Below are 23006 nucleotides of genomic sequence, written 5' to 3'. Positions count from 1 at the left end.
TCACTTTCTCATTTTCCACATTAGGCTTCGCCAGACGAATACTGGTAACTGGAAGATCCGTCCAATTCTTTTGGGATTACTTAAGGAGCGATAAAGCCACTCTAAATGGTAATCTATAAAAAACTGTGGGGAACGTTTTACGTGCCCACTAAACACATCAAAGCTGCCTCCAACATCTTGAAAGATAGAGACCTTCAATCGATCAACATTTCGTGCAAGCCACTGTTCCTGTCTTGGAAAACCCAAACCAACAAACAAAAAATCCGGCTGCTGCTGATTGATTTGTTGGATGATTTCTTCTTCGGTTAGATTAGTATAACCATCTATTGCACCTGCCACAACAAGGTCAGGGTACTGTTCCTGAATGTTTTTAGCTGCGTCTGCGATTACTTCTGGTTTTGCACCATAAAAAAAGACACTTTTTTTATATTCATTTGCATAGGCCAGAAACTTCGTCATCAGTTCAATCCCCGCGACTCGGGTAGTAATGGGTCCTTTTGTCAGCTTAGATACCAGCACAATTCCAATCCCATCTGGAATTCGATGTGTACTTTGATTAATAAAAGAGACAATCTCAGGATATTTTTTTGCTTCTGTTACAATCTGAGGATTGACACTAATTGCCGTCATCTTTTTGTTATTAGTCAGATAGATAGGCACATCGTTCACTATTTGTTCATAGGTTAAAGCATCAACGGGGATGCCCATCATGTTGTCTTGCATCATGTTCTCTCCTCAATTCGTTGGATTAATCGTTGGGTTGCTTGCCCATCATTATATTGATTCCACAGAGAATTAAAACTAGCTATCTCTTGTGGTTTTTGGTTAGTAATCTCAGTTGTTAATTGTTCTTGCGTTTTGGTGATTTTACTAGGGACCCAGCTTTCAAAATCCTCTTGAATACCGACTTCTTTTTGGTACTCCTCCATGTCATAACAAAAGAAGAGCACTTTTCCATTCTTTTTAACGAGTGTGTATTCAAAAGGAACCGAAGAGTAATCAGTGATTAAACAGTCCACGAAAGGCAAGAACTCTTGCAAGGAAAATCCTCTCAAATCAGAAGTCACACTTTTGGATGTACGAAGTTTCTCTTGAAGTTTATTATCATGTGGGTGTGCTTTTGCAAAAATTAACCACTCGTCACCTAACTCTTTTGCCAAACGATCAAAATCAAGTGGATTTTCTGAGTCCGTTTCTCGATAGGTTGGTGTATATAACAAGATACGTTTTTTGCCGATTTCTGAAAACCGTTCAGAAAAACGAGCTTCTTGGCGAGCACGCCAGCCACTACTCATTAATTTATCTGAAGCAGGATAACCAACTGTGAGTATTTGCTCTGGTTTTGCTAAGTAGCTTTCTTGAAAAATTGCGCCCATCTTATCTGAGCCTACCGCATAATGAGTATATTTTTTATAGACTTGTTTATATCTTTTTTTATCTGAAGCAGAACGATTTTTGGCGTAATTTGCTTCAATACCAAATTTTTTAATCGCACCATTTGCGTGCCATAATTGAATGACTTCCGAGGTTTTCGGAAAATCTATCGCACCTAAAAAAGCAAAATAATTATCACACAAAACCGTCTTTGCTCCTTTAACTAATGGAACGACATGTAGCAATAAGTCAGTCAAGTGATCAATCGAATAGATTTCAATTCCTTTATTTTGAAATTTTTGTGCCTCTTTTAGACAGTTGTTTGTATAACAAATAACTAAGCGACTTCCAAAATGTGTTGAGAGCTCTTCTAATACTGGCTCACTTGTGCTTGGAAAGCTTAGCAAGTAGATTATTTTATTATGGGTTGTTCGACTACCTTTAGCTTTTGCTTGTACAAGTAGTAAGTAACCGGCTTTTATTAACGAAAGAAATCCTTCCTTCATAGCTCACACTCCAATTTAAAATCACTCTTCATTTTACAGGAAATTCGCTGAAAAGAAAATGCTTATCGCTGTTTTCTCATCCTTATTCCGATATTGTAAAGACTTTGAAACAATTCATAAAAAGTTGAACAATTCTTTACAGAATCGAGTAGGAGACTAACCGTTAATCGGTTAGTCGGCCTCTCACACCACCCAGCGTACGGTTCCGTACTGGGCGGTTCAACTTTATTCTAAACATGTACTTTTTGGTAGTGTCTATCCGGACTGATCAATCCAAACTTAGCTAGCCGTTCATTCGTAATCGTTGTTTTTGCTATCCATGAGTTGGCTATTCTTGCATGAGATTTACTCGTGTGCCCGTTCTTATAGGCATCATATCGTTTCATCCCAAGCTTAATTAAGTTCTTTATTCGGTTCTTTGGCGTTTTCCACTTTTTCCAAATACATATCCGTAATCGGTAACGTAAATGCTGACTAATTTCTCTTAGTTTCGCTTTCATATCCCCGATTCGGTAATAATTAACCCAACCTCTTACGAGTTGGTTAATCTTTTCTACTCTGTATTTTGTGGAGACTCCCCAATTTCGTTTTGTCAGTTGTTTGAGTTTATATTTAAACTCTTCCACTGATTTGTCATGAGGTTTCGCTTTATAACCTTTTGTTCGGTAATCCCAATAGAATCCAAAGCCTAGATATTTAAATCCCTTATCTGTTGGCTTCGTGATTTTACTCTTCTCGGCATTCACAATTAATCCGAGCTTTTCCTCAATGAATCTTGTCACTGAACGTAGTACACGACGAGCTGACATTTCACTTTTTACCAGAATCACACAATCATCAGCGAATCTAGTAAATTTCAAGTTTCTACTCTCGAGTTCCTTGTCTAATTCGTTAAGCATTACGTTACTCAATAACGGCGATAGATTGCCTCCTTGTGGAAATCCGACTGTTGTTGGTTGAATGCTTCCATTCACCTCTACTCCGCACGTTAGATATTTTCGAACAAGAGAAATGACATCTCCGTCTTTTACTGTACGTGAGACAATGTTCATTAATCTATCTTGATGCACCGTATCAAAGAATCGTTCTAAGTCTATGTCTACTATCCAGTTATACCCGTCATTCATCTGTTCAAGTGCATAGATGATGGCTTGTTCCGCTCGTTTATGTGGACGGAATCCATAGCTATTTTCGTGGAACTGCTTTTCATAAATAGGTGTTAGAACTTGGTTGATAGCCTGTTGGATTGTTCTGTCCACTACTGTAGGTATCCCTAGTAGCCTGACACCACCATTTGGCTTTGGAATCTCAATTCGTTTCACTGGTTGAGGTTGATAGCTTCTTGTTTTAATCTGCCGAATAATTGTTTCTTGATTTCTCGCAAGATAAGTAGCCAATTCTTCCGTTTCCATCCCATCTACACCTGCCGCACCTTTATTTCTCACGACTTGTTTTCTCGCTTCTTTGATATTTTCTCTATCCAATATCTGCGTAAGTATCTTTTGTTCATACATGCTTTGTTATTCCTTTCTTTCTCGTGAGCTCGGTATCGACTTTCACGCGCTATGCCAGTCGTCCTTTTCCGTCTCCAATCGAGAGTTTCCTAACGATAAAGTTGTTCAGCCCTTCGCTCTTTTCGGCTTTCACCGAACGTCTTCACTACTATGGCCTCGGCTGACTTCCTACATCCCAGTCTTATATCACTATAAGGGTTTGGTATAGTAATGTAGGATCTCCCCGATTAAGGTGCGAACTCTTCCTCTCCATCTATCCGCCACATTTACACCGCTTGATTCGTTCAGTAACTATTGGACTTCAACTTCTTTTGCAGCCTTATCCTCAAACGTTGCCTTCTATGTGATTTCTGTTCGTCGGACCAGAGATTTACCTAGGGCTTTCTTCAGATTCCATCTTACAATGGACACCCTTGCCTTTAGCTATGCGTTTTCCGTTACTAGGACACGCTCGGGACTTTAACCCGTTAGAGTTCGCCCATGTCGGGCGAACAAAAAAGATGAAAGACTGTCGTCCTTCATCTCGTAAAGTGAAAGTGAAAATTAGTGTTTTCGTTTATTTCTTTTCAGGACTTCTTGTCGATAATTGCGATTACCGATAAACTTCAGTGTTTTCATTAACGGCTGTCTATTTACTCCTACAAGACCGATTAATTCAATAAACAATTCTAAGCCAATTGCGCTACTGATAATTAAGAGGACAGTTGCCCATGTACTCGCATAATTCATCAATAAAGCAATAAATGAAAAAGTCATGGCTAACGCATAAATTGTCAAAACAGCGCCCCTATGAGTGAATCCTAATGATAACAAACGATGATGTAAATGCATCTTATCCGCAGAAGAAATAGGCTGCTTATTAAACTTTCTTCGAATCATTGCATAAACTGTATCTGTGATTGGCACACCCAGGATAAACATTGGTGTTAACATCGTAATAAAGGTTGCATTCTTTAGCCCTTGTAACGAAATGACAGAGATCATAAAACCTAAAAACAAGGCCCCGGTATCCCCCAAATAAATCGTTGCTGGATAAAAGTTAAATGGGAAAAAACCGGCGATAGATGCAACTAGCGCAAAAATCATCATCGCTACATAAACCCCTGTATTTGGTAAAAAGAAATAACTAATAATCCCAATAGTCACCAACGCAATCATAGAAACTCCGGCGGCTAAACCGTCAAGTCCATCAATTAAATTGACTGAATTAGTAATCGCCAAAATCCATAAAATAGTAACAGGGAGACCTAACCAGCCTAACTCAAAATGCCCCAAGAAAGGGACCACAAATGATTTGATTTGGATGCCCGCATAGAAATAAATTTCTACTGAAGCAATCAATAATCCCGCCATCTTCTGATAGGGCTTCAACTCAAAAATATCATCTACAAGCCCAGTTGCGATAACGATGAGCGCACCAACAATAATTGGCATCATCGTTGAAAAATTGAAAATATCTTTAAATAAAACTAACACCGCAAAACTAAAAGAAATAAAAATACTTAAGCCACCTGCAGTCGGCATAGTCTTTGTATTGATTCTTCTTGCACCTGGCTTATCTGTCGCCCCAATTTTGAAAGCCAACAATTTAATAATTGGCGTAAGGACCATAGATATGAGCATGGTAATAAATAGTCGTACGATAAATTTGAACGCAAAATCCATAGCTGTACTCTCTTTCTAATAAGCTATTTTTTCAAAGTAAAAATGGCTTTAATTTTTTTTATTGCAAGACTAACCAAACTTTGGCGTTCTTCAATCTCTGAACCACTCAGATACTCTTGAACCACCGCGTTTATAATCCCACCTAAGATAAGAATCGTTGCCGAAAAATTTAACCACAGCATCAAGACAATAAAACTTCCGATAATTTGATACCCGCTAACTTTCGAAGCAAAAAAACTCGCATAAATTCCGAATACTTGAGCTAGTAACAGCCAACCGACAGTCGAAAAAACTGCTCCTGGGATGACTGAGCGAATTCGAACTTTTGCATTCGGAACAATTAGAAAAATTAACAGCATAATGAAAAACAAGACGAGAGCAACAACTGGCCATTTTAACGTTTGAAAGGTATCAATAATTTGTGTTGAAAACTTAAAAATTGGTTGCAAAGCATCGAGAATCATCTTCCCTAACCCAAGGATGACAACTACTCCAACAATAGCAATCATAAACAAAACAATCACACCTAATGAAAGCAGTCGAGTAATAATAAAGTTTTTTCTAGGCTCAACCCCATAAGCTTTATTCATGGCTGTCTGTATAGCATTTATACTCTGACTGGCAGACCATAAAGTTGCTAGTGCGGATATAGACAGTAGTCTACCTGACCCTTGTGTCAGCAAATCTTTTATCGCTGGACCCAAAAAATCATAAATTTGGCTAGGCATAATTTCCTTAACATAGGGTAACACAGAATTTGGATCAATTTTGAGATACGGTAAGATATTTCCCACCGCAATTAATAGAGGGAAAATAGATAACAGCAAATAGTAAGCTACGACGACAGAGGTGACACCCATTTCAGAATCCAAAATTCTTTTTTGAGTCGTCTCAATGAACCGCATCAAATTCTTATTTTCCTTTATTTTATCTATCATCCCCATACCCGACTCTCCTCGAAGTTTAGTAGGTTCCTTCTTCTCCCTGAGAAGTTAAAATTACTGGTCCTTCTTTGGTAATTGCTAACGTATGCTCAAACTGACAGCTAAGTCCGCCATCTTGCGTACGAGCAGTCCAGCCATTTGGATCCATCTTCATTTTCCATGTCCCCGTATTTACCATGGGCTCAATGGTAATAACCATTCCAGCTTTTAATCGTAACCCTTTTCCAGCTTCACCGTAATGAGGAATTGCTGGACTTTCATGAATGGTTGGACCAATGCCATGACCGACAAAATCGCGGACAACAGAAAGGTTTTCACCTTCTACATACGTTTGAATGGCATGACCGATATCACCAATTCGGTTGCCTTCTTGCGCTTGTTCAATTCCGATGTACATCGCTTTTTTTGTTACTTCCATTAAATGATCAATTTCTGGTGTACTTTCACCTACAACATAAGCCCAACAAGAATCAGACATTGCCCCTTTGTAGTCAACACACATATCTACTTTGATTAAATCACCTGATTTTAAGGCTTTTTTACGTGGAAATCCATGACAAATCTCATCGTTAATGCTAATACAAGTTGCATACTCATACCCTTCAAAACCGATTTGGGCTGCGACTGCATTATGATCCTCAATATATTTTCTAACAAAAAGCTCAATATCCCAGCTCGTTATACCTGGTTTAATAAATGAACGTAAACTTTTATGAACACCAGCTAAAATTTCTCCGGATTCTTTCATTGTTTCAATTTCACGCGCAGATTTTAATGTAATCATTTTCTCGTCCCCTTTTTCGAATTCTATCTATTTTACCATACAGTTTGACTGATAGACAAATGAGGAAGTTATAATATATAATCTGCGGTTTTCTTTCTGAAACGCTTTTGTTATAATCATCAGTAGAGTCCAGCCTTGGCGCTGAACCCCCAAATGAACAAAGCAGTTTATTTAAATGACCGACTAGGAGGAAGTTTCATGACTTTAGCAAAAATTGTTTATGCCAGCATGACAGGAAATACCGAAGAAATCGCGGATATTGTCGCAGAAGCGTTCGAGAATATGGATTTTGAAGTGGAGATTGATGAGTGTACACAAGTTGAAGCAGAAGATTTTAAAGACGCCGATATTTGTGTTGTCGCTACTTATACATACGGCGATGGTGAACTACCAGATGAAATTGTTGATTTTTATGAAGATCTGCAAGAAGTTGACTTATCTGGAAAAATCTTTGGCGTATGCGGCTCTGGCGATACATTTTATGATGAATTTTGTAAATCAGTCGATGATTTCGAAGCAGTCTTTTCAAAAATTGGGGCTGTAAAAGGTGCGGAATCTGTAAAAGTCGATTTGGCCGCCGAAGAAGAGGATATTGAAAAATTAGAAGCTTTTGCAAAATCTTTAGCTCAAAAAGCTCAAGCATAAAAAACAGCCAATCAAAAAGAGGTTGTGGCATTCGTCTAAGTGACGTCCACAACCTCTTTTTCTTACCGTTTAAGTTAAAACATATAGTCAAAAAAATTTTTTGATAATTCTTCAATTCATTATTGGATTAAAAGTTTACTTCTACTGGAACTTCATCACTCAAAATGTGATCAATTGTATCTTGAATCAACGACTCAATTTCCTTATCTGATAATTGGATAATCCCCGAAGTCATTAATGACGCAACACCCGTTGCAACAATCCATGTTCCCGTATGCAATGAACTGAGTTTTTCTTCGGACAAGTTCTTAAAAAAAGCATCTTGCTTTACAATATCCAAGAAGCACTCATATGAAAACTTCTGCATTTCTTCGCCTGCTCCTGTATATTCCAAATACAAGGCTCTGTACAAGCCACTCTCATTGACCGCAAAATGGATATAATTTAAAGCTAAATCGATTAACGGGCGACCTGTATGCACGGCTGGAAAAACATGTTCAGATAGATACTGATGAATTTGGTTGTATAACTCTTGTTTTAAATCATCCATATTTTTAAATTCCAAATAAATCGGTTGAGTCGAGCATTTCATCTTATTTGCAATGTTACGAGCTGTAAAACGAGAAAAACCTTCTGTAGCAACTACATTTTGAGCAGCTTTTAAAATCTGTTCTCTGGTTATGGTTTTTTTTCTTGCCATAATTTTTTAATCTCCTTATGCAATGTCAACAACGCTTCCAACAAGTTTATACGGTTATTGTAACACGTTTTCTATTTATAAAAAACATGTTTTTTAATAACGTTTATTTCTATTCTCTAGAATATAGACATTTTATACCCTAATTTTAATCATTCTCATACTCTCGTAAAACGTTCTAATTATTTTATTTGTTCTGTATTAGGTTAAATGTTATTATATTCATGTTTACTAAATATTAATTTTCAGGAGAGACGTATATGACATTAGAAAATTTTAATGAAAATCTTGCGAAATATGCTCGCTTAATTGCCGAGGTTGGTGTAAATGTTCAAAGTGGACACACCGTTGTCTTACAAATTAGCGTGGACCAAGCTCATCTTGCTCGTTTAATCACCGCAGAAGCCTACAAGTTAGGCGCTGCCGAAGTTCAAGTTCAATGGACGGACGAATTTGTTCAAAAAGAATTCCTTAGTTTTGCAGATGAATCAAGAATTAATGAAGTCCCACAATACAAAGTGGATCAGTCAGATGATTGGATTGAAAAAGGGGCAAGCCGAATTAGTGTCGTTTCTTCTAATCCTGATGCCTTAGCTGGCGTTGACTCTGACCGTGTTGCGGCTTACCAAATGGCTGCTGGAAAAGCAATGATGAATCTGCGCAAAGCCACTCAGGCTAATAAAATCAGCTGGACAGTCGTAGCAGCAGCTAGTCCTGCTTGGGCAAGTAAGGTTTTCCCAGATTTAGCTACCGAAGATGAACAAGTCGACGCGCTTTGGGATGAAATTTTCAAGACAACTCGTATTTATTCGGAAAATCCAGTCGCTGCTTGGCAAGCACATGATGAGAAGCTAGAAACTAAAGCTGATGAATTAAACAAAGAACAGTTCACAGCCCTTCACTACACCGCACCTGGTACTGATTTGATAATCGGTCTTCCTAAAAACCATTTGTGGGAAGGCGCCGGTAGCTTAAATGCGCGCAGTGAGAAATTCTTGGCAAACATGCCAACTGAGGAAGTCTTTACAGCGCCAGATAGCCGTCGTGTCGATGGCTATATCTCAAGTACCAAACCTTTAAGTTACGCAGGAACAACAATCAGTGGCATGAAATTTACCTTTAAAGATGGCCGCGTAGTCGACTTTTCTGCTGAACAAGGAGAAGAAGTTCTTGCGAAGCTTCTTGACATAGATGAAGGGGCTAAACACTTAGGTGAGGTGGCACTTGTTCCTGATCCATCCCCAATTTCTCAATCAGGAATCATCTTTTATAATACTTTGTTTGATGAAAATGCTTCAAATCACTTAGCTTTTGGTTCGGCTTACGCGTTCAATTTGCAAAATGGAACCTCTATGAGTGAAGAAGAATTAGCTGAAGCTGGTTTAAATAGAAGTCAAACCCACGTAGACTTTATGGTTGGTTCTGACAAAATGAATATTGATGGTATTCGTGAAGATGGTAGCCGTGTTCCTGTATTCCGTAACGGGGATTGGGCTTAACTCTTACTAAGGCTCCATAACCATTACATTAACCCAAAAAAAGCTAGGAGTAGCCTTTCAATTGAAAGGTAGCTCCTAGCTTTTTATCTGAGTATTGATTCACTTAAGATAAAGCAAGATACATATCATACCAAACTTCGCCTGCATGAACCGAATTAGAAATCCCCTGAACTTGATAGCCCCTCTGCTTATAATAAGGAATTAATGATTCCAAACAGGTCAGCGTAATCCCTTCTCTTTTTCGTTTAAGGCATTCTTTTTTCAAGGCTTCTAAAAGGTCTGTAGCAATACCTTGCCCTCGATATTCAGGGGCGACCGCCAAACTTAGAATTGATTGGACGCCTCCAGTAGTCGGATTTTCTACCGTTTTTTCAAATAAATCATCTGTTAAACACCGACTGGAAATAACCGGTCCTACTACATAACCCAAAATTTTTATTCCTTTAGTGGCGACTAAAAAACTATCGGAAATCACATCGATTCGTTCAGCCATTGCCTGCCTACTAGCGGCTTCTTCTTTTGTGAAGCTTCCCTCTTCGATTTCCATGATTCTATCTAAATCTTCTGTTTTTACCAAACGGAAGGTTCTCAGCATGATTTTTCTCCTCACTTTCCTAAAAAACATCTATTTTTAAGTTGAATGACACGGATTATGAACAGACAGCCTCTTATTGGTGATTGACCTTACACCGTCTTTCAGATAATCTTAGTGTAAACGAAAAGTAGGGAGAAGTATATGAAGATAACTGTAAGAGAAGTAACAAGAGCTGATCTTGATGCGTGCGTCACCTTGGCTATGGCAACCTTCACCAAAGAGCCGTGGAACGATGTCTATGAATCACGTGAACAAGCCTTCACATTTTACGAAAATCATTTGAAAAATAATTATTTTCTCGGATATGTAGCTTTCGTAGACAATCAGCTAGCTGCCTTGAGTATCGGCATGAGAAAACCTTGGATTCAAGGAATGGAATATTACATAGATGAGTTTTGCGTAGACTATAACCTACAAGGAAAAGGCATTGGTTCCGTGTTTATTGATGAGATAATCAAAGACTTGAAGAAAAAGAATTTAAACGCCATTATTCTAAACACTGATAAAAACTATCCGTCAAAAGACTTCTATATTAAGAATGGTTTCACCGTTCATGAAGACTTAATTATACTAACGCGCTAGTCAAAGACTGAAGCAGATGTACTTAGTTCCGACAATCAGGTAGGTACTATGTAACATCACTCTTAAAATTTAGTTGCCAGTTCTACTTTTGTAGGACCTTTTAGTAGAATGGTAAGCGTAGTGCGATACTAGTGAAATGTTTCATTTCGCTTCCGTACCTCAGCACTAGTTGCCAGTTCTACTTGTCTAAGCCCTTTTAGCAGAATGGTAAGCGTAGTGCGATACTAGTGAAATGTTTCATTTCGCTTCCGTACCTCAGCACTAGTTGCCAGTTCTACTTGTCTAAGCCCTTTTAGTAGAATGGTAAGCGCAGACTGATTGAGACGAAATGTTTCATTTCGTACCATGTTAATAGTCTTAGCCTGTCCATGTTTTTATGGAGTGAAGATGGCCTCCTTGTCCTCTTTTTATCCGAATAAACGGTGGATACAGAAGCAACTCCATCTTCACGTTGTTCCGCTCTCAACAACTTCTACACATGAGACATGCTAGAGTTGAAGGTTCGAAAAATAAGCTGAAATTGCTGTTCTACATCTATTTACAAAGTAAATAGATGTAGAACAGTACCTACCTGGTCACAAAAATTTGAAGAGCACCACGTAGGAATCAATCAACATCGAAAGAAAGGCTTTCGTGTTTCTTGTCATTTCCGTGAATTCCATCTACACTCCGATCCCATCAATTTCTAAAGGTGGAACACCTTAAGAATTGAAGGACTGCGTTCCGCTCTCAACAACTTCTATGCATGGGACATGCTAGAGTTGAAGGCTCTTATTGCTGTAAAACACAACGAAGCATGAGTTGATGTTGCACAGTACCTACCTGGTTCTCGGAGTTAAACACTTTATACGAAAACTAAATCTGTAAAAAAACAAAAAAAAGCTACCTCCTACTAAAAGCGTAGTTAGCTAAATTGGTCTAGAACACTCTAGTGGGTAGCTGTTAGAGGGTTCTCTCTATTTTGTAAATACGTTTCTCCAAGTTCTTTATAGCGGGACTGATCGGAAAGCATCCGATAAATAATACGTAGTAATAAATGAACTGTCGCAACGACCGCTTTTTTGTGACCGGCATTTCTTCTTACTCGAAAGAAAAATGCTTGAATTCGGTTCTTTTTCCCCTTTGAAACAGCTAAAGCACCTTGCGCTAAGACTTTCTTTAGATAAGAATTTCCTTTTCTTACCCGTTTACTTCGCGTTTTTCCGGCACTTTGATTATTTCCCGGACTCGCTCCTGCCCATGAAGCTAAATGTCCAGAAGTAGGGAAAACAGACATATCTATCCCAATCTCTGCCAGTACAACTGCGGCAGTTCTTCGATTGATTCCCGGTATTTCCTCTAACCGTTCCACGTATTCTTCATAAGGTGTAAGATAGTCGTTAATTGTTTCTTCGACTTCCTGAATTTGTTTTTCTAAACACTCAATTTGAGTGAGATGAAGAGCTAACATTTTACGATAATGAGGATTCATAAATCCTTCTAAGGCGTCCATTTAATTGAGGAACTTTTCTGCGTAGCGTTGTATAAACAGATTTGAGAATGAGTGACTCTGCGATTGTTTTATTTTCAATTAAGACATAAAGCAAGGCGCGACCAGATTTCCCATAAATATCTTTCATCACTGAGGTCAATTTGATTCCAGCATTTTGTAAGACCATATGCCCACGATTTTTTTCTCGATTCAAGTCTTCAACTAAATGTTTGCGATAACGAGTTAAGTCTCTCAATTCTTGAATGGGTTCGGGTGGCACAAAACTCGTAGGAACGACACCTAATCGAGTCAACCGAGCAATCCATTCAGCATCTTTCATATCTGTTTTTTTCCCTGGAATGTTTTTGATATGCCGAGGGTTAGCTAGTTGTAATTCAAACTGATTTTGTAAAATGCGCCACACACATTTCCAATAGACACCCGTACTTTCCATACTAATATGAGTCACTTCATAAGAAGCCAACCAATCAGAGAGTTCAAACAGACCACGAGTTGTTGTTTCAAAACTACCAAAGGCTTTTTCTGGGCGTTTTTTTCCTTCAGTAGAACGAAGAACACAAGCAACAATAACTTTTTGATGAATATCTAATCCAGCACAACAAGAATGAAATACATCTTCCATTTTACCTTCCTCCTTGAAAAAATATCCAGAAGAGGCTATTCTACTTATAGAAACAATTTATTTTTATACGCAGGTTCTATGACCTAATGATTGGTGCAAATAAGTAGAATGATCTAGTTTGTCCCTCAAGGTTACTTGGAGCAGAACCTCAATAAGTGATCGACCTACAAGCCACTCCTGTCAATTATATTATGACAGGAAATCATTTGTAGGTCGATCATTTTCGTTTTCATTCTGTTTGGTGAGGGTGATAACCCTCATGGGTGTTTGTCCCAACCTCTCTCGGCTCATCTTATTATTTTTCTAAACTCTACTACAGACTCGCCTATTAACTTCTTAAACCACGTCCTTTACTGATTAAATACCAACAAACAGAATAAAGAACAACAATAAATAAAACCAAGATCGTAACAGATAGATAGACAGGTACATCGGTTGTTCCTAAGAAACCATAACGAAAACCAGAAATCATATAGACAATCGGGTTGACTTTAGAAATTGCTTGCCAAATTGGTGGTAGCATAGAAATTGAATAGAAAACGCCACCTAGATAAGTTAACGGCTGCAACACAAAGGTCGGAACGATTGAAACATCATCATAGGACTGAGCAAAAATCCCATTAATTAAGCCAGCTAATGAGAATAAAATAGCGGTCATTAACAAGGTTAAAATAACAATTGCCCAAGAATGAACATGTAATGGAACAAAAAATAGCGAAATAACGGTAACCAGTGAACCAACTAACACGCTTCGGCCTACACCACCGATAATAAAGCCCCATATAATCACATGCGTCGGAACTGGTGCAACTAATAATTCCTCAATATTTTTCTGGAATTTTTGAGAGAAAAATGAGGAGGAAACATTCGCATACGAACTAGTAATAGCCGACATCATAATCAACCCTGGCACGATAAACTCCATATAGGAGAAGCCACCCATCTCGCCAATTCGACCACCAATCATTTTCCCAAAAATAACAAAATATAACGAAGTAGTTATAACCGGTGGAACCAAGGTTTGAACCCAAATTCGCAAGTAACGATTCGTTTCTTTTACAGCTAAGCTTTTTAGAGCAGTCATATATAAATTAAACATTTTTTTCCTCCACGTGATAATTTTCCTCAGTGATTTTCAAGAATAATTCTTCCAAACGATTTGACTTATTACGCATGGAAAGGACCTGTACGCCCTGTGCGGTCAACTGTTCAAAGACACCATTGATTCCCTGGTTTCGCTCAACCTCAACCTCCAAAGTTAACTCATCGTCAAAAAGACTCTTGTAGCCCTTAATCTCAGGTTTTGTATCGTATGGTGCAAGGTCAAAAATAAATGTTTCAAACTGTAATTTAGACAGTAACGATTTCATGCTCGTATTCTCGATTAACTCACCCGCTTGAATAATTCCAATATTTCGGCAAAGCATTTCCGCTTCCTCTAAGTAGTGAGTCGTTAAAATAATGGTCGTGCCATTTTCATTCAGCTCTTGTAAGAATGCCCACATCTCGCGTCTCAACTCGATATCAACTCCAGCTGTAGGTTCATCCAAAATAAGCAACCGAGGTTCATGCATTAATGCACGGGCAATCATCAAACGACGTTTCATCCCGCCAGATAACATTCGAGCTCGCACATTTCTTTTTTCCCAAAGATTTGATTGTTTTAAATATTTTTCGCTTCGTTTTAACGCCTCTTTTCGTGAGACACCATAATAGCCCGCTTGATTAACCACAATCTGTTGAACTGTCTCAAAAGGGTTGAAGTTAAATTCTTGTGGGACTAATCCAATTTGCTGTTTTGCGCGAACCAAATCGGTATCCAAGTCGTAACCAAAAACTTTCACGCTTCCTGAAGTTTTATTCACAAGTGAAGTGATAATTCCAATAGTGGTTGATTTTCCTGCTCCATTAGGACCTAGCAACGCATAAAAATCCCCTGCTTCCACTGATAAATTAATTCCTCTCAATGCTTCGACACCTGTATCATAAATTTTTCTTAACCCTGTTATTTCTAATGCATTTGTCATTATTTACTCTCCTAACAAAATTCATTTTCGTTATACAAAAAACTGCTTGCATGGACTCATTTATGCCAGCTTTGCTTTCTTCACACAAAAAGCCCAACGTCTTCCTCTATTTCTGACTTGAAAAAAGTTGCGCCATTGCACTCATATAAGACTCAGAAAACTCCTCTCTGAGCTCGTAATAATGCCACTGACTTTTTTTACTCATTGATACAATCCCTGCATTCTCTAAGACCTTCATGTGATGAGACAATGTGGGCTGCGTGAATTCAAAATGCTCTAGCACATGACAAGCACACATTGAACCCTTTGATAAAAGACGAATAATCTTAATTCGATTGGAATCAGCCATTGCTTTATGTACCAAAGATAAATTTGTATCATCCATGTTCTTTTCTCCTTATCCATCAGACGCATCTATTTGAATCATCATCATTCAATATAGATAAACATCTATATACTGTCAAGAAAAATAAATCACTCAGGTAAATAAATGTCAAAAAAAGCCTATAAATTTTCAGAAGAGGCTGGGACACAACTTTATAAGTTATGTCTCAGCCTCTCCTTATCCGAATAAACGTTAGGTACAGAAGTAACTTCTTCCTCTTCTGTAGACTTTTATTTGCAACAGAAAGCTTGATTTTTAGCCAAATAAAATGGGCGTAAATAAGCAACTGTATTGGATAATGGTAACAACTCTTCACCCAATTGTATGTTTAATACTTCTTTGATATAGGTTCTTCGTGCGATGATGCGCGCCCATAACTCTGGGTACTGTGTTTGTAGGTCATTTCTAAGAGAAGCATCCGCCAGTGCGATACATTCTTCCGCGCTCACTCCTGTATAGCCTGCAATAGATGGAATGATATCAATTTGGAAAATCATACCACTTTTTAATACTTCGCGCGAACCACTATAGATAGGTGAAGACATCCACTCTTCATCAGCAACCAAATGGCCTGGATTTAAATGCCAGTGATACGTATCTTTGGGCAACACTTCTTCAATAGTTTGATAGACTTGTTGACCTTCTATACCGATTTTAACCGTTTCAAGCCAAATAGCAACAGCATTAAAATACGGTTTAGCAACACGCGATAAGTAATCGTTTTGTTCAACTGGAAGCTCACTTTCATCGTGAATCACAAAACCTGTTCGACTGGATAATCCACCCTTAAAAGCCGTTGTCATAGAGAGAGGATCTCCCTGTTTGACCTTCTTATGTGTAGGATAAATGACAGCTTGTTCAAAACGCTGACCAGTTGCTGCAATTGTGACCACCGTATTGTATTGACCCTCAGCCGTTAGAAGATTGCCTAACTCAGCTTCACTAATGCCGGGCTCTACCGCATCCATCGCAGTCAAAATACAATTTGAAGATAAATTGGCCCCATACTCATAATGGGCAACCTCATTGGCATTATTTGTTGTTCGAGCGCCTTCTTCTCCTATCAAAAGAAACGCAGCATTTTCCAATAGTGCCGTTTTATTCATGCAGTTTTTGATTGCCTCAACGATAAAATACGGTACATCAAAATACGCACTCGCTAATGAATTTTTTGGCGTAAACATCTTCCAACCAACCAACCCAAGCTTTTTCTTATCTGAAAATCCAAGTTCTGAGAACAGTTCCTCCAACGATTTTTCATTGTCCATTGGCTGATTAGGTAGAGAAAAAAACGGACTGTGAAGTAATTCTGCAGAAATTCTTGAAACCTTTGCCATTTTTAAATTTTCATTTCCTAACATCAGCGTTGCTTCTCCAGTATTTTCAAGAATCAGTAGACCTTCCTCAAAGCGAGGGATAAAGCCTGTCAAATACTCAAAATTTCCACCATGCTCTTTATCAGCATAGATGATTAATGTGTCAAATCCAGTCTCTTTCATTCGCTGGAGGACCTTTTTTTTACGTGCACTCATCGTTTCATCAGATAAGTTGGTCGGTGCCACTCCCTCATACTTTTTGGGCGCTTCTATTTTCTGTAATTGAATGGTTTTTCCTATCATCCTAAATCTCCTCATCACTCTTTTTGTCTCGGTATTCTCACTTACGACCAGTTAAAATAAGTTCAACATTATTTTTTTTCAATGCCGCCAAAAACTCTGTCTCCGGCTCAATGTCTGTAATCAGATAATCGATGTCCGACAAATCACAGACCTTAAAAAAGCCTGTCGTATCAATTTTTGTGTGATCTGCCACGCCAATCACCGTAGCTGCCTGCATAGCAATTTGACGTTTCACAAGTCCTTCTTCTTCTGTATGAATAAATAAGCCCTTACTTGAAATAGCAAAAATCCCCAATATTGCATAGTCAGCATTGTACTGTGCAATCTTTTGAATTGTCTCACTCCCATGTAGAAATAGTTGTTCTTTATGTAATTTCCCAGGAAGTAGTGTAATTTCACTTCGTTCATTACGTGCTAAAAGTTTGGCATGTGTTAATGAATTAGTGATAGCATAGATATTTTTATCGCTAATCTGGGGAATTACAGCTTCTACAGTTGTCGAAGAATCAAAAATAACACTTGAATTGTCTTTAATTAATTCTGCAGTTTTTTGCGCGATTCTTTCTTTAATCAAATGAAACTTTTCAGAACGTTGATCATAATTATATATCATAGCTTCTCGATTATTAAGGACCGCACCACCATGAGTTCTTTTTACGACGTTCTGCTGCTCTAATTTAATTAAGTCGCGTCGAACTGTATCTTTTGAAACGTCAAGCTCTTCCACCAGTTTTTCAATGGTGGCACTTTTGTGCTCTTCTAATACCTGCTTGATTTTTTCTAATCGCTCTTCCATTAACATACGTTTTCTCTCCTCACGAAATAAGATAGCATCTTTTGCATTTTTTTGCAATATTTAGCTAACTAAAAATATTTTTAAATTAAACATTGCAAATTAATGCAGATTATTTTATACTAAGCTTGCACGACTAACAACAGACATTTTTCTCTCACTCACAAAAAATGTAATCGCTTTTCTACGTGCACTCTATTATTGAAAGGACTTATTATGATGAAAGATACTATTTTTAGCACTTTACAAAAAATCGGAAAATCCTTCATGTTACCCATTGCCGTTTTACCTATTGCAGGTTTACTTTTAGGAGTCGGCTCAACACTCACTAACCCTGAACGAAGCACATTTATCAAAGAAGGTAGTTTTTTATTTAAGTTATTCGGTGTTTTAACAGACAGTGGAAATATCATTTTTGGTCTCCTTCCCCTATTATTTGCTGTAGCTGTCGCTCTTGGTCTAGCTAAAAACAGCAAAGAAGTGGCAGCGTTATCAGCCTTAATCGCTTACTTCGTCATGAACATGGCGATTACTAGTACCATCAAAAATTTTATGAGTCTTGAAGACTTGCAAAAAACACCTGGTCTACTTAGTAATTTCTTAGGCTTTGAGAATACAATGAACACAAGCGTTCTTGGCGGTGTTGTCATTGGATTAATCGTTTCAATCCTGCATAATAAATATTATAAAATAAAACTACCCGAAATGCTCTCTTTCTTTGCTGGAACTCGATTTGTTCCTATTATCTCTGCATGTGTTGCAATTATCGTTGGTATTCTTTTTGCATTTGTGTGGCCAATCATCGCCCAAGGAATTGCTGCATTAGGAACAGGTATCGCAGGTCTAGGTGTCGTGGGAACTTTCCTTTACGGCTTCATTCTTCGAGCATTGATTCCAACAGGCTTACATCATGTATTCTATATGCCCTTCTGGCAAACAGCTTTAGGTGGAAGTGCAACAGTTGCTGGAGAACATTTAGTCGGTGCACAAAATATTCTTTTTGCTCAGCTAGCTAATGGAGATGTCATTAGCTCAGATGTTGCAAGATTCTACTCTGGTAACTATCCAATTATGATGTTTGGTTTCCCAGGGGCCGCACTTGCCATGTATCACACAGCTTTTAAAGAAAATAAAGAAAAAGTGAAGGGACTTTTATTCTCTTCATCTATTACTTCGTTTCTAACTGGAATCACTGAACCACTAGAATTTTCGTTCCTATTTGCTTCTCCTCTACTATATTTTGGCATTCATTGCGTGCTTGGCGGATTATCTTTTGCCATTGTTTCCTTACTTAATGCCGGAGTTGGTTATACATTCTCTGGTGGAGTTCTAGATTTCCTTATTTATGGGGTAATCCCAGGAAATGAACGAACACATTGGATTGCTGTTTTAGCAGTCGGTATCGTTTATGCCTTCTTATATTATTTTGTTTTCAAATTTATGATTCTAAAATTCAAGATTGCCACACCTGGACGAGAAGAGAATGTGAAAGAAATAAAGCTTCATACAAAAGCTGATTATTTAGAGCAAAAAGCGCAAAAAAATGAACAGACCAACACAACAACTTCTACTACAAATAGTGAAGAGACACTAAGCGCGCAAATTCTTACTGGGCTAGGTGGTCTAAGTAATATTCAAGATATAGATAACTGTGCGACTCGCTTACGTGTTACACTAGTATCAGGCGATAAACTCAATGAGCCTCTTCTAAAAGAAACAGGTGCTGCGGGTGTCTTTCTTAAAGGAAACAATGCGCAAGTCATCTATGGAACAAAGGTTAGTAATATCAAAACCGAATTAGAAGAATATATTCAAACGATTCAAGGAGACGAAACAGATGCAAATTAGAACAGGTTTATACTTACTTTCTGGAGGAACTTATGGCAAATTAGGGAATGCATATGCCTTAAAACATGAGGAGGGGTATATCTTAATTGACAGTAGTAATCCTGGCGCATTAGAAACAATTATCGACAATCTAACCTATTGGGGAATTGCCGAAAACCAAATTACACATGTCTTACTTACTCATGGACACGATGATCATGCAGGCTGCGCAGCTCATTTTCAAGAAAAAGGAGCAAAAGTCCTCGTCGGAAAAGAAGACATCGAGATGATGGCTCAGGGCGATTTCGGAGCGGAGAGTCCCTACACAAATCATGTGATGCCTCCTTGTAAAGCAGATGAAGTTTTTACAATGGATACCCAACTCTCGATTGGTGGATTAACTATTCAAGTCTATAAAATGCCTGGACATACGGATGGCAGTGTAATCTTTTATGTCCAACTTGAAAATGATGCCATCCTATTTTCTGGTGATATGTTTTTCCCTGATGGTGAAACTGGTAATATTGCCTCTACTGGTTGGAAAGGCGATATGAATTATAATTGTGCCAGATTAGGAGAAAGTTTTGCCAAGCTTTGGAAATTGAATCTTGCGCCAACTATCATTGTTGGCGGGCATGGTATCCCCCGAATTGGAAATGATGCAAAAGACAGTATCAAAATAGCTTACAAATATTACCTAACAACTAATCGATAAACAGATCAAATACACGAAAATGCGGCTTTCTCACTCATTTTCGTGTATTTTTTTGATTAGTGATTTTTCCCTAACTTAGATTAAATGTCTTCAAAAATAAGCTGAAAAAAGCCTTTCCTACTTTTAATTTTTTCCTTATTTGTTATACTGACTTTATAATAAAAGGAGTGCTCACTTATGAAAAGATATGTCGCTTTATTAAGAGGAATCAACGTCGGTGGAAAGAACAAACTTTCCATGGCTGAATTAATAGTAGGATTCACTATGCTAGGTCTCATGGAAGTTCGGACCCACTTGAACAGCGGCAACGTTATTTTTTCAAGTGAGATAGAAAATAAACAGCAGCTTTCTTCTACCATTCAGTCAATGATAACAGAACGCTTCGATTTAGAGATCCTCGTTCATGTTGTCTTACAAGAAGAATTACTGACACTACTTGAAAAAGCGCCTAACTGGTGGGGGCAAGAAGACAAATCTATCTATGATAATTTAATTTTTATCCTTGAGCCTTTTACCTATGAAGAAATCGCGCAACATATGGGTCTCCCAAATACTGAATATGAATGGATTGAACCCTCTGCTCAAGCAATTTTTTGGTCATTTATTCGAAAAGATCATCAAAAAACAAACTGGTGGGCCAAAACAGCCAGTTCAGCGGTACGTGAAAAAATCACTATTCGAACAGCTAATACTGTCAGAAAAATAGCAACGATGTAAGAAATGAGCCTTCGACGAACAAACCGACTTGAAAATCCTTTGACGAATTTCCAAGTCGGTTCATTCATTTGGCCTACTTAATCTTCTTTTGAGCTTATCAAAAAAAGACTTTCAATAGCAGTCTATAGAGGAAATAGATTCGATAACCCTTGACTTTTTTCAACAATCTCAAAACTATCTTTTTCAAGATCATATTCTTTTGAAACTAATTCAAACAGTTGCTCTTTAGTAATAGTTTTATCGACAGCAACCTCTAGTCGATCCTTTTGATTGAAGTTAATGACATCTATTGTTTCTTTTATGTAGGAATTTTCGACAAATGGGTTTAAAGTAACTGGGCGATTGAATTTTAACAGGTACCTGTTCTGGTTGATTTTTCTTTCGACAAAGGTCATTCTTTCCTCTTTGTTCATGCTGATTTTCCTCCTTAAATTGATAACTCGTATACCCAAGCATTTATAAAACACTTGATATCGCTTTCAATAAGCATACCACATCTAGTTGAAATTATACTAATCTACGCGAACTTTTTTATCTTTATAAAAATATTCCGTTTTGGAGGTAAACTTATGTACTACCCAATCCAGATCCCCTATATATTAAATGAGAAATTTATGAAACATATCAACTATCGTGAAACGATGATTCCTGAACTAACCGATTTTGTTATTTGTCAATGGGAAATGCTTCCGCTTGAAAACAAGTCTACCCAGCTAGAAAATATCATCATCCTTGATGGCTGCATTGATTTGGTGGTTGATTTTGAGGAACAAAGGATAGGTTTTTCTGGAATGAGTCAGACTGATCTCCACTTCCCCATACGGCTGCCCAGAAAATTTATGGGGTTAAGACTAATGCCGGGTGCTTTTCATCAATTAACTGGCAGAAAAGCAATAGAGGCAATGGATAATTTTTTATCTATCACAGAAGTTTATACCGAGTTTGATGCTTCTTACTTTTTCTCCTTATCCTTTGAAAAAGCCAAAATGTATTTGATTAATTTTATAAATCAGAAGACTCAAGGCATTCGACCTAGCCTTTACACTCAGTTATTTAACGAACTTATTCACGATCCACCTACTTCTGTTGCTGAGATGTCTCAACAGTTAAATATTAGTCAAAGCCAATGCCAAAGAAACTTTAATAAAAATTATGGGTTGACGCCAAAAGTTGTTCTTTCTATTATTCGGTTCCAAAAATCGCTTGGCATCTTGACTAAAACAGAACAGAAGCCTTCAGAGGTACTGGCTTCTGTTCAGTATTATGATCAGTCGCATTTTATCAATGACTTTAAACGAACTATCGGTTTAACACCACATGAACTTCTAGCACGATATCAAGAATGACTAATTTTTCCAATACATCCTCCTTTTTACTTGATAAAATACAGCTACAAAGAGGAGGAATTTTTATGTTAAAAAGTATAACACCGAACTTAATGGTGGAAAATGTTACAGAAACTATGGCTTTTTACGAACAGAAATTAGGCTTCACAACTGTTGCGTCCGTACCAAATGAGGCTGGCGGACTACAATTTGCTATTTTAGTAAAAGAAGGTCTGACATTGATGTTCCAAGAAAAAGAAAACTTTATTAACGAATATCCCGCTTTAATGACGGATAAAGTGAAACCATCCATCAGCCTTTATATCAAAACGGATGATTTTGAGGCTCTTTATCAAGAATTACAGACTACCCACACGATTTATACAGAGAAACATACTACTTTTTATGGTTCAAAAGAATTTGCGATACTTGACAATACTGGCTATGTATTGACATTTTCAGAAGACAAAGAGTAGCCTGAAGCAAGAGCTGAGGTTGGACAGAAGTTTTCACCGCAGAGATCAAATAAGTACTGTGCAATAAACTGGAATTCACGAAAATCGCTTAGATTTGTCGTGAATTCTAGTTTATTTTAGCTCTTCAACTCTGGAATGGACTTCGAATTACGGAAAAACAGCAAAATTATTTTCTCAAAAACATGACATTATCTAACAGCAGA

22 protein-coding genes and 1 pseudogene are annotated in these 23006 nt (G+C 37.8%); 8 read left to right on the top strand and 15 right to left on the bottom strand.

Annotated features, from left to right (window positions below; translation table 11 throughout):
• The 6 genes from IGI37_RS05860 to map form a co-directional block, all read right to left on the bottom strand.
• A complete protein-coding gene (locus tag IGI37_RS05860; RefSeq protein ID WP_438760508.1) occupies positions 1-726 on the bottom strand; it encodes a WecB/TagA/CpsF family glycosyltransferase in 726 nt (241 codons plus the stop codon).
• Positions 723-1880 carry a CDP-glycerol glycerophosphotransferase family protein gene (locus IGI37_RS05855; RefSeq protein WP_438760507.1) on the bottom strand — a complete coding sequence of 386 codons (1158 nt, stop codon included), beginning with the start codon at positions 1878-1880 and terminating at the stop codon, positions 723-725. Before IGI37_RS05855 ends, IGI37_RS05860 begins: the two co-directional genes overlap by 4 nt.
• Before the next feature lie 230 nt (positions 1881-2110).
• Positions 2111-3394, bottom strand: coding sequence for a group II intron reverse transcriptase/maturase (gene ltrA, locus IGI37_RS05850; protein ID WP_438760506.1), 1284 nt, complete (start codon positions 3392-3394; stop codon positions 2111-2113).
• Positions 3395-3937: 543 nt separating this feature from the next.
• On the bottom strand, positions 3938-5059 hold the full coding sequence (locus IGI37_RS05845) for a glycosyltransferase family 4 protein (protein ID WP_438760505.1): 1122 nt from the start codon (positions 5057-5059) through the stop codon (positions 3938-3940).
• A 23-nt stretch (positions 5060-5082) separates the two neighbouring features.
• Positions 5083-6003, bottom strand: a complete 921-nt coding sequence (locus IGI37_RS05840; protein ID WP_438760504.1) for a YihY/virulence factor BrkB family protein — start codon at positions 6001-6003, stop codon at positions 5083-5085.
• A gap of 19 nt (positions 6004-6022) precedes the next feature.
• Positions 6023-6787, bottom strand: coding sequence for a type I methionyl aminopeptidase (gene map / locus IGI37_RS05835; protein WP_438760503.1), 765 nt, complete (start codon positions 6785-6787; stop codon positions 6023-6025).
• 198 nt (positions 6788-6985) lie between these two features.
• Between map and IGI37_RS05830 the strand changes: the two genes are divergently transcribed.
• A complete protein-coding gene (locus IGI37_RS05830) occupies positions 6986-7432 on the top strand; it encodes a flavodoxin (protein ID WP_438760502.1) in 447 nt (148 codons plus the stop codon).
• 127 nt (positions 7433-7559) lie between these two features.
• On the opposite strand, the gene IGI37_RS05825 is transcribed toward IGI37_RS05830, so the two are convergent.
• Positions 7560-8132 carry a TetR/AcrR family transcriptional regulator gene (locus IGI37_RS05825; protein ID WP_438760501.1) on the bottom strand — a complete coding sequence of 191 codons (573 nt, stop codon included), beginning with the start codon at positions 8130-8132 and terminating at the stop codon, positions 7560-7562.
• Positions 8133-8389: 257 nt separating this feature from the next.
• Here IGI37_RS05825 and IGI37_RS05820 point away from each other — a divergent pair, with 257 nt between their 5' ends.
• Entirely contained in the window at positions 8390-9628 is a 1239-nt protein-coding gene (locus IGI37_RS05820; RefSeq protein ID WP_438760500.1) for an aminopeptidase, read from the top strand.
• A 103-nt stretch (positions 9629-9731) separates the two neighbouring features.
• Here the strand turns inward: IGI37_RS05820 and IGI37_RS05815 are convergent, their stop codons facing one another.
• On the bottom strand, positions 9732-10223 hold the full coding sequence (locus IGI37_RS05815; RefSeq protein WP_438760499.1) for a GNAT family N-acetyltransferase: 492 nt from the start codon (positions 10221-10223) through the stop codon (positions 9732-9734).
• Positions 10224-10364: 141 nt separating this feature from the next.
• Between IGI37_RS05815 and IGI37_RS05810 the strand changes: the two genes are divergently transcribed.
• The gene (locus IGI37_RS05810; protein ID WP_438760498.1) at positions 10365-10805 is read left to right on the top strand and encodes a GNAT family N-acetyltransferase; all 441 of its coding nucleotides are present in this window, start codon (positions 10365-10367) and stop codon (positions 10803-10805) included.
• Between the two features lie 928 nt (positions 10806-11733).
• Here IGI37_RS05810 and IGI37_RS05805 read toward each other — a convergent pair.
• The 6 genes and pseudogenes from IGI37_RS05805 to IGI37_RS05780 all read right to left on the bottom strand — a co-directional run bounded on the left by IGI37_RS05805 (position 11734) and on the right by IGI37_RS05780 (position 17752).
• Positions 11734-12919 (bottom strand): annotated as a pseudogene (locus tag IGI37_RS05805) (IS110 family transposase).
• Positions 12920-13247: 328 nt separating this feature from the next.
• On the bottom strand, positions 13248-14018 hold the full coding sequence (locus IGI37_RS05800) for an ABC transporter permease (protein ID WP_438760497.1): 771 nt from the start codon (positions 14016-14018) through the stop codon (positions 13248-13250).
• Complete coding sequence (locus IGI37_RS05795) at positions 14011-14946, bottom strand: ABC transporter ATP-binding protein (RefSeq protein WP_438760496.1); 936 nt, start codon at positions 14944-14946, stop codon at positions 14011-14013. Before IGI37_RS05795 ends, IGI37_RS05800 begins: the two co-directional genes overlap by 8 nt.
• Positions 14947-15052: 106 nt before the next feature.
• Positions 15053-15331, bottom strand: a complete 279-nt coding sequence (locus IGI37_RS05790; RefSeq protein ID WP_438760495.1) for an ArsR/SmtB family transcription factor — start codon at positions 15329-15331, stop codon at positions 15053-15055.
• A gap of 230 nt (positions 15332-15561) precedes the next feature.
• Complete coding sequence (locus IGI37_RS05785) at positions 15562-16947, bottom strand: M24 family metallopeptidase (protein ID WP_438763594.1); 1386 nt, start codon at positions 16945-16947, stop codon at positions 15562-15564.
• A 40-nt stretch (positions 16948-16987) separates the two neighbouring features.
• On the bottom strand, positions 16988-17752 hold the full coding sequence (locus IGI37_RS05780; RefSeq protein ID WP_438760494.1) for a DeoR/GlpR family DNA-binding transcription regulator: 765 nt from the start codon (positions 17750-17752) through the stop codon (positions 16988-16990).
• Between the two features lie 207 nt (positions 17753-17959).
• On the opposite strand from IGI37_RS05780, the gene IGI37_RS05775 reads away from it, so the two are divergent.
• The 3 genes from IGI37_RS05775 to IGI37_RS05765 all read left to right on the top strand — a co-directional run bounded on the left by IGI37_RS05775 (position 17960) and on the right by IGI37_RS05765 (position 21002).
• Positions 17960-19591, top strand: a complete 1632-nt coding sequence (locus tag IGI37_RS05775; RefSeq protein WP_438760493.1) for a PTS transporter subunit EIIC — start codon at positions 17960-17962, stop codon at positions 19589-19591.
• On the top strand, positions 19581-20285 hold the full coding sequence (locus IGI37_RS05770) for an MBL fold metallo-hydrolase (RefSeq protein ID WP_438760492.1): 705 nt from the start codon (positions 19581-19583) through the stop codon (positions 20283-20285). The genes IGI37_RS05775 and IGI37_RS05770 overlap by 11 nt, the downstream gene beginning before the upstream one ends.
• Positions 20286-20462: 177 nt before the next feature.
• Positions 20463-21002 (top strand): DUF1697 domain-containing protein, encoded by a 540-nt coding sequence (locus IGI37_RS05765; protein WP_438760491.1) that lies wholly within the window; start codon positions 20463-20465, stop codon positions 21000-21002.
• Positions 21003-21124: 122 nt separating this feature from the next.
• On the opposite strand, the gene IGI37_RS05760 is transcribed toward IGI37_RS05765, so the two are convergent.
• Complete coding sequence (locus IGI37_RS05760; protein WP_438760489.1) at positions 21125-21415, bottom strand: hypothetical protein; 291 nt, start codon at positions 21413-21415, stop codon at positions 21125-21127.
• A gap of 156 nt (positions 21416-21571) precedes the next feature.
• On the opposite strand from IGI37_RS05760, the gene IGI37_RS05755 reads away from it, so the two are divergent.
• Together IGI37_RS05755 and IGI37_RS05750 are read left to right on the top strand one after the other, a co-directional pair.
• The gene (locus tag IGI37_RS05755; protein WP_438760487.1) at positions 21572-22348 is read left to right on the top strand and encodes a helix-turn-helix domain-containing protein; all 777 of its coding nucleotides are present in this window, start codon (positions 21572-21574) and stop codon (positions 22346-22348) included.
• A 65-nt stretch (positions 22349-22413) separates the two neighbouring features.
• Positions 22414-22803, top strand: a complete 390-nt coding sequence (locus IGI37_RS05750; protein ID WP_438760486.1) for a VOC family protein — start codon at positions 22414-22416, stop codon at positions 22801-22803.
• Positions 22804-23006 lie beyond the last annotated feature (203 nt).

The organism is Enterococcus sp. AZ194 (genome assembly GCF_051713825.1).
Lineage (GTDB): Bacteria > Bacillota > Bacilli > Lactobacillales > Enterococcaceae > Enterococcus_K.
Note: the sequence above shows the minus strand (reverse complement) of the source record. Positions and strands in the feature narration are given on the sequence as shown.